The sequence below is a fragment of the Prosthecobacter sp. genome (assembly GCF_044222345.1).
Classification (GTDB): domain Bacteria; phylum Verrucomicrobiota; class Verrucomicrobiia; order Verrucomicrobiales; family Verrucomicrobiaceae; genus Prosthecobacter.
This window is the reverse complement of record NZ_JBGANL010000026.1, coordinates 82,277-93,115: the sequence shown is the minus strand read 5'-3', so window position 1 is coordinate 93,115 and position 10,839 is coordinate 82,277. Positions and strand designations below refer to the sequence as shown.

Here is a 10,839-nt window from a genome sequence, read left to right as displayed (position 1 = left end):
CCGGTTCCGATTCTACTAGGGACGTTGCTGCGGAATGGAATCATTGGCGTCGAAAGCAGGTTCCTTCCGGGGAAAAACATCTCCGGCGCGGAGCGTGTGCGGACAGATAAAGGAGAGAGAATCATTTTCTTCTTTCTGGCCGGTTCAGATCGTCGGCAGCTTCGCCAGCGCCGTTCGTTTCGTCTCTGTCTCGATCTTCGTATAAACCTGGCTCACGGCCTCGCTGGCGTGTCCTACGATGTCCTGCACCACCACGGCAGGGATGCCAGCGTTCTTCATCATGCTAACGGCGCTATGCCGCAAGGAATGGAAACTGAGCGCCTTCACTGCCCGCTGCTTGCCCGTGCGGCCTTCGATCTTCGCGTGATTCGTGTTCAGCGCCCGGAAGCCGCACCGCGCCAGCAAATCGCCAAATTGCCGCGACAGATGCGGCCCGCCATTTGATGCCTCCGCCAGTGCGCCAAGCTCCGGGTGAACGTATGCGTCCGGCTTGTCACCGGCTTTCAAGGAAAGCACATGATCTTCCAGCGGCTTGCACATCGGCACAATCACCACGGTTCCCGTCTTTCCCGTCGTGAGCCGCACTTCGCCTTCTTCCAGATCAATCGAAGTCCACCGCAGCCGCGCCAGATCGCCAAGCCGCTGCCCCGTGTAGAGGCCAAAAAGCACCATCGAAGCCCATTCCGTTCCCTTCGCCTCTTTGACTACGACGCGCAGTTCCTCCACGGTGAACCCCCGCCGCGTGCGTTCCGTGGGTTTCTTCAAGGATTTGAGGCCATCGCACGGCACGCTGTCCACGTAGCCGTCTGCCTTTGCCGCATTGAAAAACACGCGCAGATTTCGCACGATTTGATTAGCCGTGTTCGGATGCAGTTCCCCGGCCACCTTGTCACGAAAACGCCTGACATGCTGCTTGGAGACTCGATGAATCTCCCCGTCCGCATCAGTGCCTAACCACGCCAGAAACTTCGTGGTTGCGCCCTTGTAGGCCGCAACCGTGGCGCGGCTCACCTCACCCTTGATGCGCTCCAGGTAGCCCGTGAAGAACTCCCTCACCGTGGTTGCAGGGATGGACTCGCCAGCCACTTCCCGCCGCGTTTCCGAGTAGAGCTTCAAAATCTGCTCGGATGTCAGCCGCTTTTGATACGCGCTCTCCAGTTCATTAGCGATGCGCTGCGCCGTGCTGCGGTTCTTTTCCTTCGCCTCGATCTTCGTGGACTTCTTCCGCTGCACTCCCTCCGCAGTCGTGTAGCACGCCACCCAATACTTGCTTTCGGGATGCTTCCAAAGTGACGCCATAAGGTGAAGATTCGATTTCTCCGCCGCCTCCGTTTGCGGCCTCCATGGCTAAGAATACAGCTAAGAATGACGGGTATCAATTCAGAAAACGCCGACAACGCTAACGCATTGATAATGAGTTAAACCATTGATCATCAAAGTGCTCTGAGGGACTTCAAGGTTCGAATCCTTGTGAGGCAACCACCTTAAATAGGGCTGCGTAGGGAGAATGGGATGGTGTTTAATGGCTTAAACGAGCTGAAAAGGACTGAATCGGCTTTCGAGATGACACATAACGTCACATCGGGATAGCGTGGAGGAATGAAAGTTCGGTCGCGGGAGCAGCATGGGCGGATGATGGATGAGATCTCGCCGGACAAGAGGGCGAAGATGGTGGCGGCGGTCCTCGGCCTGGCGCTGCGTTTGGGTTTCATGGCTATGAGTGCAGCCGCCATTAGGAAAATAGTCTGGCAAGCTCATAAAGAAGACGGGTCCTGGCACTGTATTTTCAAGGGTGCTTTAGCCGTCTTCACACCCGCCAAGCCTTTCCGAATCTTCCATGAAACTCATCGCCCTGCTTTTGATCCCAGTCGCTGCCTGTGCGGCGGAGGGAGATGCTTTTTTCCGCGAGTGTGTGGAGCCACTTCTCAAACAGCGTTGCTACGAATGCCATTCGCACGCGGGCAAGATCAAGGGCGGGTTGGTGCTCGACTCGCTCTCGGGATGGCAGGCGGGTGGGGATAGCGGGCCTGCGATGGTGGCGGGGGCGCCGGAAAAAAGCCGCCTGATCGAGGCGGTGCGCTACACGAACCCGGACATGGAGATGCCGCCAAAAGCGAAACTGCCGCAGAGCGAGATCGCCGTGCTGGAGGAGTGGGTGAAGCGCGGTGCGCCCGATCCGCGCGACGCGGTGGCGGAGGTGAAAGCGGTGAAGAAGACGGGCGTGGATCTGGAGGAGGGGCGGAAGCATTGGTCCTATCAACCGGTGCGGGATGCCGCGCCGCCCGCCGTGCATGATCAAGCCTGGCCGCTGAATGAAGTGGACGCCTTCATTCTCGCAAAGCAGGAGGCGGTGGGGCTTCAACCTGGACCGGAGGCCGGGGCGCATGCCTGGCTGCGGCGCGTGACCTTTGATCTTACCGGCCTGCCGCCGACGGAGGCGGAGATCGCCGAGTTCGTTGCGGACCGCTCGCCCAAGGCGCACGAGCGCGTCGTGGACCGTCTGCTGTCATCCAAAGCCTACGGTGAGCGCTGGGCGCGGCATTGGCTGGACCTCGTGGGCTATGCCGAGCAGATCGGCACGGAGGGCAAAGTCTTTGCCGAGCATGCGTGGCGCTATCGCGACTACCTCGTGGGGTCCTTCCACCACGACAAACCCTTCGACCGCTTCATCCGCGAGCAACTCGCGGGCGATCTGCTGCCCGCCGCGTCGCCGCAGGAGCGGCGTGAGAACCTGATCGCGACCGGTTTCATCGTGCTGGGCGATGTGGACATCAACGCCATCGACAAGCTCAAGATGGAGCACGACTTCGTGGACAGTCAGGTGAGCAAGGTTGGTACCGCATTCCTCGGCATGACGCTAGGCTGCGTGCGCTGCCACGACCACAAGTTCGACGCCATCGGCCTGCAGGACTACTACGCGCTGGCGGGCATGTTCCGCAGCACGCAGACCACCTTCAAAACACGCCATGGCATCTGGAGCAACATCCAGCGTGTGCCTTTGCCGGAGCTGGAAGAGGACCGGGAAATCGCCCGCTCGCACGAGCAAAAGCTGGCAGGCTGGCGGCTGGAAAAACAGAAGCTGGGGGCCGAGTCGAAAACGCTCGGCGACAAAGCGGATGCGGCCGGCAAAAAGCGCATCGACCAGCTCAAGGCCGAGATCACCGCGCTCGAACTCCGCATCGCGCACGGCGAGTATTTTCATCCCGGCAAACCTCAGGCCATCGCAGTGCAGGACGTGGCCAAGCCCGCCGACATGCGCCTCACCATCCGCGGCAATCCGTATGCGCTGGGCGATGCCATGCCGCGTGGTCTCGTGCGTGTGGCGATGTGGGGGCCGCCGCCGAAGATCCCCGCCGGACAGAGCGGCCGCCTGCAACTCGCCGATTGGATCGCCGATGCGCGGAATCCGCTCACGGCCCGCGTGGCGGTGAATCGTGTCTGGCAGAAGCTCTTTGGCGAGGGGTTGGTGCGCAGCGTGGATTACTTCGGCACGCGGGGCGACAGGCCGAGCCATCCCGAGCTGCTCGATCATCTCGCGCATCGCTTCATGAAGGAAGGCTGGTCGCAGAAGAAGCTCATCCGCACGCTTGCGCTTAGCCGCACTTACCGGCTGGCATCAGGAAACGGCGGTTTACCATCGTCGACGGCAGCTGGAAACCGCCGCTCCTTGGAGGCCGATCCCGAAAACAAGCTGCTCACCCGCATGAACCGCCAGCGGCTCGATGCCGAGTCCATCCGCGATGCGATGCTGGTGGCGAGCGGACGCCTTGCCGCGCCGTCTGGAGGTCCGGGCCTGCCGCTCGAGTTCCCGGAGAACATCAGCGGCCTGCCGCTCACGGAAAAGAGCAACCACCCGCAGTTCAGCCTCAAAAAAGAGCGCGAGTCCCAGGCGGTGGAGCGCACGCTGTATCTGCCCGTGGTGCGCACTGGCACGCAGCCCGGCACAGCACGTCTGCGCGATGTGTTCGACTTCCCCCAGCCCGCGCAGTTCACCAGCAAGCGCAGCGAGACCACCGTGCCCACGCAGTCGCTCTATCTGCTCAATGCCGATCTCATCCGCGAACGCGGCGAGGATCTCGCGAAGACCCTGTTCGCCATCAAAGAAGACGATGCGGCCCGCCTCGCGAGGCTCTGGCTGCGTGTCTTGAGCCGCCCCGTCACCGCCGCCGAGCGCGAGGACGCGCTCGCCTTTCTGCAAGCCTCCCACGCCGCTGGCGAAACCCAGGCCTGGGCCGAGCTGGTCCGTGCCCTCTTCGGCACCAACGAGTTTCTTCTCCGCTTTTGACCACCATGAACCACCCACCCTTCACCACCACCCGCCGTTCCTGGCTGCGCCAAACCAGCGCGGGATTTGGCGCGATGGCCCTGCATGGTCTGCTGAATGCGGCCTCCAATCCGCTCGCTTCGCGCGCTCCGATGCTCCAGTCGCGAGCGAAGCGCGTCATCTTCCTCTTCATGTCCGGCGGTCCCTCGCAGATGGACCTCTTTGATCCGAAGCCGTTCATCCAGCAACGGCACGGCAAGTCTGTGAATGCCCCGCTGCCCGAGCAGCATCGTCATGAGAGCACCGACGGGCTGCTGGCACTCGGCACCGACATCCCGGTGCGGCCGCGAGGACAGTCCGGCGTCACGATTTCCGATTTGCTGCCGCACACCGCCGCGATCGCCGATGAGCTTTGCCTGCTTCGCGCTGTGCATGCGGACAACAATCAGCACGGCCCCGCTGCGCTGCAATTTCACACGGGTGTCACCGCCGAGGCCCGGCCCTCGCTCGGCTCCTGGGTCAGCTACGGCCTAGGCACCGAAAACCAGAATCTGCCCGCCTTTCTCACCATCCATCCCGGCATCGACACGCGGAACTACAGCGCCTCTTTCCTGCCTGCCGCGCACCAGGGCACGCCCGTGACGCTGTCCGCGAAGGTGAGTGATCCCGCCATCGCCTTCCTCACGGATCAAGCCTCCGATGAGGCCACCCAGCGGCGGCGCTTTGACTTCATCCAGCGCATGAATCGCCGGCTGCTTGCCCAGAATGACACAGATGCGCGCATGGAGGGCATGATCCACAGCCTGGAGACCGCCTTTCGCATGCAGGCCGCCACGCCGGATCTGGTCGATCTCTCGAAGGAAACCGAGGCCACGAAAAAGCTCTACGGCATTGGCGAAAAGACGACCGATAAAAACGGTCGCGCCTGCCTGCTCGCCCGTCGTTTCAGCGAGGCTGGCGTGCGCTTTGTGCAGGTCACCATGGACGGCTGGGATCATCACGGCGACATCCGCGGTGCTCTGCCAAAGAGCTGTGCTGCCAGCGACCTGCCCTGCGCCGCTTTGATCCGCGATCTGAAATCACGCGGCCTGCTGGAAGACACGCTCGTGGTCTGGAGCGGCGAGTTTGGCCGCACCCCCTGGAGCCAGGACCTCAGCCGCACCGCGCCCATCGAAAAACATGGCCGCGAGCACCAGCCCGAAAGTTTCTGCGCCTGGATGGCTGGCGGCGGGGTGAAAGGAGGCCTCATGCACGGCGAGACCGACGAGTTCGGCTTCCGCCCCGTCTCCGGCAAGGTCCACCTGCACGACCTCCACGCCACTATTCTGCACCTGCTCGGTCTCGATCACGAACGCCTCACGTGGCGCCACCTCGGCCGCGATTACCGCCTCACCGATGTCTATGGCGAGGTGGTGAAGGAGATTATTGCGTAAAATTGAAGGGTCGATCAGGCCTCACATCGGTCCATCCCGGCCGCAGACAGGGCGCGCAAAAAGAAAACGGCACGTGCATCTCAAAGACGCAGCGTGCCGTTTTGCTAAAACAAGGGATCAACAACTCAGGCCTTGGCCTGCGCTGCTGCAAGGATCGCGGAGTCCAGACGGGCCAGGCGGTGGGCGCTGGAGGCGCTTTCGATGCCATCGAGGGCGCGGTAGGTCTTGCCCACCTTCTTCACCAGACCGCAGTTGGTCAGCTTCAGAATCTTCTCATACGAACGCAGGCGGAGCATCTCTTCGCCACCACTGACAGCATTTTTCAGCTTCAATCCTTCAAAAACTTTGGCAAACAGGGCTTTAAACTCAAAGGTTTCGCCCGAGGACAGTACGTTCACCAGTTCATCGGTGACGTGATCAACTACCCGGCGGGAGAAAGGCGCTTTTTTAGTGACTGCTTTTGTGGTGACCATCTATCCCTATACCACAAGAATCCCTCGCTGTCTCAGAAACCCTTCGCAAATGTCACATTTCTCCTGCGTAAAGCCGCATCATGCTGCCAGATACAGATCTTTGGCGCATCGGCTGAGTTTTTTGAAAGAAAATTCAGCTCTTAAGGCTGCCGATTGGCTCTTCTGCGGCCATGTGCGCAGAAGGCTCACCGGACCCCGGCCCCGTGTGTAGCGCGCTCCTTTGCCTGCATTGTGCTGGGAGATCCGCCGCTCCAGATCATTCGTGATCCCGCAGTACAGCGTCCCGTCTTTGCATAGCAGCACATACAGATGCCACTTTTTTTTGGCAGGTCTGGCTTTGGCGGCGGGCTTTTTCTTTTTCGTCGGCACGGGCACATCATAGCCGGCCCCGCAGGAAATCAAAACAGCTCGCTGATCGTCGAGCCTTCCGTCAGTGCCACAGGCCGACCATCCGCCGAGCTGTAGCTGATCTCGCGGTAATCGTATCCCAGCGCCGAATAGATGCTGGCATGAATGTCTGCCGGTGCGATCGGACGATCTTTGGGGTAAGCCCCGCTGGCGTCCGAACTCCCGATCACCTGGCCGCCGCGCACCCCGCCTCCGGCGAGCACGACGCTGTAGCAGCCCGGCCAGTGGTCTCGGCCGGCGTCGGTGTTGATTTTCGGTGTGCGTCCAAACTCACCCATCCAGACCACCAGCGTGCTTTCCAGCAGGCCGCGTTCTTCCAGATCATCCAGCAGCGCGGAGTAGGCCTGCTCCATCGGTGGCACCAGCCGGTTTTTGAGGCCGTTGAAGTTGTCCTTGTGGGTGTCCCACGTGATGGAGGGGCCATTCACCGTCGTGACAAAGCGGGTGCCGGATTCCACCAGCCGACGCGCTAGCAGGTGAGACTGCCCCCAGCTGTGCCGGCCATAGCGCTCGCGCACCTTGTCCGGTTCCTTGGTCAGATCGAAGGCGTTCGCAGCCTTGCCGGACTGCAGCATGGCTGTGGCCTGTTCATTGAAGATGTCCATCTGAGCCGTCTGAGTGGACGCGATGGGGTGTGCGGCGGTGCTCATTTGACGCAGCAGCGCCAGGCGTTCTTGAAGTCGTGCGGGAGTGAGGCTGGCATCCAGCCCCATGTTCCTCACCCGAAAGGCGGCGGCATTCGGATCATCATCCAGCACATAAGGGTCGTAGCGCGTGCCCAGGCAGCCGCCAAACTGGCCGGGCGTCAGATACACCTTGCTGTCGCAGTGTGGAAACGGCGTGATGACATACGGCGGCACTCCCTTGCTGAATCCATCCCGCTGCGCCAGCCAGCCGACCAGCGTTCCCACTCCGGGAAGATCCGTCGGACTCGGGGTGATCAGCGTGCTGTCCACCCGATAGGGGCGCCCCGTGGTGGCCCAGTGCATGCCGCCATTGTGGCTGCTGTGCCCGTGATGCACGGAGCGGATCACGGCCAGCTTGTCCATGCGCTTCGCCATCTGCGGCAGCAGCTCCGTCACATGAATGCCCGGCACGTTGGTGCGGATCGTTTTGAATTCGCCACGAATCTCCGAGGGGCCGTCCGGTTTGGGATCCCACAGGTCGATATGGCTCGGCGCTCCGCCATTGAAGATCATGATCACCGACTTGGCCTTGCCCAGCCCGATGTTGCTCTTGCTGGCTGAAGCACCCAGCGCCGCGAGCTGGTTCAAGCCCAGGCCAAGCATCCCCATGCCTCCGGCATGAAGCAGGCTGCGTCGCGAAATGCGAATCTCTGGAACTGAAGGGCGCACGATTCACAACCTACGGTGTCAGGAGGAAGATCTTGCGATTGCGAAGTAATTGGCATCGCCTGCTATACCTGCCGCCGCGCTCTCGTATTGCTCTCATGGATCGCCGAGACTTCATCAAAACCACCAGCGCCCTCGCTGCCATGACGGGTGCACGCAAAGTTCTGTCCGCCCCTTCTGCGAAGCGTCAGCCCGAACTCATCAAGACCGAAAACGCCAAACCCGGCGCGAGCTTCCAGCTCACCCGCATGCGGCCGGATTCCGCCAAGTCTTACCGCACGTCGCTGATCGAAGGCTACTGCTCGCGCCAGTCGCTCAAAGCGGGTGAAAAGCTCGACATCTTCGTCAGCACCAAGCCCGTGGCAAAGTTCACCCTCGACATCTTCCGCATGGGCTACTACGACGGCGCAGGCTCGCGCCTGATGACCACCCTCGGCCCCTTCGAAGGCAAGGTGCAGCCCGTGCCCGAGATGGCCGACAAACGCCTCCGCGAATGCCAGTGGGAATCCTCCACCACCCTCACCATCCCTGCCGACTGGCCCAGCGGCGTCTATCTCGGTCGCCTGTCCACGGTCCCTGAGGCTGCCGACAAACCCTACTGGCAGAGCTACATCATCTTCATCGTCACCGACGACCGCCCCGCCGACATCCTCTTCCAATGCAGCGACAACACCTGGCAGGCCTACAATCGCTGGCCCGTCAATGAATCGCTCTACACCGATCCACGCGCTGCTCACGCCCCCGGTGTCAGCGTCAGCTTCGACCGTCCCTACGGCAAGTACGTCCAGATCTTCGACAACCCGCAGAGCATGGGCAGCGGCGAGTTCCTGCTGTGGGAATACCCGCTCTGCTACTGGCTGGAAAAAGAAGGCTACGACGTCACCTACTGCTCAAACGTCGACAACCTCAATCCCGCCAATCTCGCCCGCGTCAAAACCATGATCAGCGTCGGTCACGACGAATACTGGGACATGCGGCAATACACCAACATCAAGCAGGCCATCGCCGACGGCCTCAGCGTCCTCTGGCTCTCCGCCAACGATGTCTACATGGTCACCCCCTTCACCCCGAATGCGAAAGGCGCTGCCAACCGCCGCCTCACCCGCGAAACCTGCTACGGCGAATTCCGCGAGGAGGAGAAGGAGGCCTACTCCAAAGTCCTCGGCCCCTTTGAAAACCCCGGCCCGGATGAGCGCGACATCATCGGCGCACGCACCACCGTCCCCTTCAACGGCGGCGGCGACTGGACCTGCGCCAAGCCCGATCACTGGCTCTTCGAGGGCACCGGCATGAAGCAGGGCGACAGCATCCCCGGCCTCGTCGGCTGGGAATTTCACGGCGATCCCGACACCGCCCGCCCCGGCCTCGAAGTCGTCGCCGAAGGCAACGTCTGGGCCAGCGGTGTCCGTCTCGGCAAATACGCCGCCACCCTTTACGAAGGCCCGAAGAAAAACATCGTCTTCAATGCCACCACCATCTTCTGGTCCCAGGGCCTCAGCGATCCCCCCGGCCACATGATCCCCTGGAGCCACTTCTCCCGCCCGCATGGCCCGGATGAACGCGTGCAGCAGATAACAAAAAACGCTCTGAAGCGGGCGATTGGGTAGTAGTGCTGGCAATCCTGCCCGCGAAGAGATCCCTCAACACGGGCAGGATTGCCCATGCTGCCTAGACGTATGATCGCCCTGGCGTGGCGTGGTCCGCACTCTCCGAGTGCGGCTCTGGATCCCAGCCCCCTGCATGATAGGCGGGTTCGCAGCGCCAGCCTTCCTCACTCAAACACAATCAAACTCCGCGCCACCTCGCCCCTCTGCAGCGCATCATACGCTTCATTGATGCCCTCCAGCGGATACCGCTTCGTCACCAGCTCATCCAGCATCAGCCGCCCGGACTGATGCATGCCAATCAGCAGCAGCAGATCCGTGCGCGGCTGAGTGCTCCCGTACAAGCTGCCGCGCAGCGTCTTCTCCGCATACACGAGCTGGTTCACATTGATCGACGCCCGGTCCGCCGCGCTGGTGATGCCCACCATCACGCACATGCCGCCCTTCTTCGTCGCATCAAACGCCTGTTCTGCGGTTTTCCCGGAACCATACGCCTCGAACGCATAGTCCACACCCTTGCCATCGGTCAGGTCCTTGATCGCCTGCACCGGATCGCCCGCATTCACATCCACGTAATCCGTCGCACCAAACAGTCGCGCATCTCCTTCCTTGCGGCTGAATTTGTCCACAGCGATGATCTGCCGCGCTCCCGCCATCCGTGCACCCTGCACGATGTTCAAACCGATGCCGCCGCAGCCGATCACCGCCACGGTGCTGTTTGGCTGCACGCGCGCAGCCTTCTCCACCGCGCCCACGCCGGTGATGACGCCGCAGCCAATGAGCGCCGCCTTCTCAAACGAGAACTCCTTGGGAATCTTCACCACCGAGGCCTGCGGCATCGTCGCCAGCGAGGAGAAGGCCGAAACCCCCGCGTAATGCCGAATGCTCTCGCCGGCGGAGTTCTGAAAGCGCGTCGTTCCATCGGGCATCAGCCCGGTGAAGCGCATCGCCGTCCCCATGTCACACAGCGCGGGCCGTCCGCTGCTGCAGTACTCGCATTTCCCGCAGGAGCCACGCCACACTAGGATCACATGATCCCCCACCTCCACCGAGGTCACCCCTTCACCCACGGCCTCGATCACACCACTTCCCTCATGCCCAAGGATGATGGGCATCGGCATGGACAGGTCTCCCTTCATCACATGCAGGTCGCTGTGGCACACCCCGGCGGCCTTCATGCGTACCGTCACCTCTCCCGCCTGCGGCGGCAGCACACGCACCTCTTCGATGCGCAGGGGTTGCTTCGCTTCATACAAAACGGCGGCTGGGGCGAGGGTGGACATGGCGGAATCATGACGATTCACA

General features: G+C 61.8%; 8 protein-coding genes. 3 read left to right on the top strand and 5 right to left on the bottom strand.

The window, feature by feature from the left end:
* Positions 1-144 precede the first annotated feature (144 nt).
* Positions 145-1,299, bottom strand: coding sequence for a tyrosine-type recombinase/integrase (locus ACILSL_RS15140; RefSeq protein ID WP_395732886.1), 1,155 nt, complete (start codon positions 1,297-1,299; stop codon positions 145-147).
* Between the two features lie 538 nt (positions 1,300-1,837).
* Here ACILSL_RS15140 and ACILSL_RS15135 point away from each other — a divergent pair.
* Both ACILSL_RS15135 and ACILSL_RS15130 read left to right on the top strand, forming a co-directional pair.
* Positions 1,838-4,285 carry a PSD1 and planctomycete cytochrome C domain-containing protein gene (locus ACILSL_RS15135; RefSeq protein ID WP_395732885.1) on the top strand — a complete coding sequence of 816 codons (2,448 nt, stop codon included), beginning with the start codon at positions 1,838-1,840 and terminating at the stop codon, positions 4,283-4,285.
* Positions 4,286-4,290: 5 nt separating this feature from the next.
* Positions 4,291-5,697 (top strand): DUF1501 domain-containing protein, encoded by a 1,407-nt coding sequence (locus ACILSL_RS15130; protein ID WP_395732884.1) that lies wholly within the window; start codon positions 4,291-4,293, stop codon positions 5,695-5,697.
* 125 nt (positions 5,698-5,822) lie between these two features.
* On the opposite strand, the gene ACILSL_RS15125 is transcribed toward ACILSL_RS15130, so the two are convergent.
* The 3 genes from ACILSL_RS15125 to ACILSL_RS15115 form a co-directional block, all read right to left on the bottom strand.
* Positions 5,823-6,170, bottom strand: a complete 348-nt coding sequence (locus ACILSL_RS15125) for a hypothetical protein (protein ID WP_395732883.1) — start codon at positions 6,168-6,170, stop codon at positions 5,823-5,825.
* A gap of 78 nt (positions 6,171-6,248) precedes the next feature.
* Positions 6,249-6,539, bottom strand: a complete 291-nt coding sequence (locus ACILSL_RS15120; RefSeq protein ID WP_395732882.1) for a GIY-YIG nuclease family protein — start codon at positions 6,537-6,539, stop codon at positions 6,249-6,251.
* A gap of 29 nt (positions 6,540-6,568) precedes the next feature.
* Entirely contained in the window at positions 6,569-7,852 is a 1,284-nt protein-coding gene (locus ACILSL_RS15115) for a DUF1501 domain-containing protein (protein WP_395732881.1), read from the bottom strand.
* A gap of 176 nt (positions 7,853-8,028) precedes the next feature.
* On the opposite strand from ACILSL_RS15115, the gene ACILSL_RS15110 reads away from it, so the two are divergent.
* A complete protein-coding gene (locus ACILSL_RS15110) occupies positions 8,029-9,537 on the top strand; it encodes a N,N-dimethylformamidase beta subunit family domain-containing protein (RefSeq protein WP_395732880.1) in 1,509 nt (502 codons plus the stop codon).
* Between the two features lie 164 nt (positions 9,538-9,701).
* Here ACILSL_RS15110 and ACILSL_RS15105 read toward each other — a convergent pair whose 3' ends face one another.
* The gene (locus tag ACILSL_RS15105) at positions 9,702-10,817 is read right to left on the bottom strand and encodes a zinc-binding dehydrogenase (RefSeq protein WP_395732879.1); all 1,116 of its coding nucleotides are present in this window, start codon (positions 10,815-10,817) and stop codon (positions 9,702-9,704) included.
* Between the last annotated feature and the right edge of the window lie 22 nt (positions 10,818-10,839).

Excerpts from the sequence above, each read along its gene's own strand:
- ACILSL_RS15140 (WP_395732886.1), bottom strand. The coding sequence starts at position 1,299 with ATGGCGTCACTTTGGAAGCATCCCGAAAGCAAGTATTGGGTGGCGTGC.
- ACILSL_RS15135 (WP_395732885.1), top strand. The coding sequence starts at position 1,838 with ATGAAACTCATCGCCCTGCTTTTGATCCCAGTCGCTGCCTGTGCGGCG.
- ACILSL_RS15130 (WP_395732884.1), top strand. The coding sequence starts at position 4,291 with ATGAACCACCCACCCTTCACCACCACCCGCCGTTCCTGGCTGCGCCAA.
- ACILSL_RS15125 (WP_395732883.1), bottom strand. The coding sequence starts at position 6,170 with ATGGTCACCACAAAAGCAGTCACTAAAAAAGCGCCTTTCTCCCGCCGG.
- ACILSL_RS15110 (WP_395732880.1), top strand. The coding sequence starts at position 8,029 with ATGGATCGCCGAGACTTCATCAAAACCACCAGCGCCCTCGCTGCCATG.
- ACILSL_RS15105 (WP_395732879.1), bottom strand. The coding sequence starts at position 10,817 with ATGTCCACCCTCGCCCCAGCCGCCGTTTTGTATGAAGCGAAGCAACCC.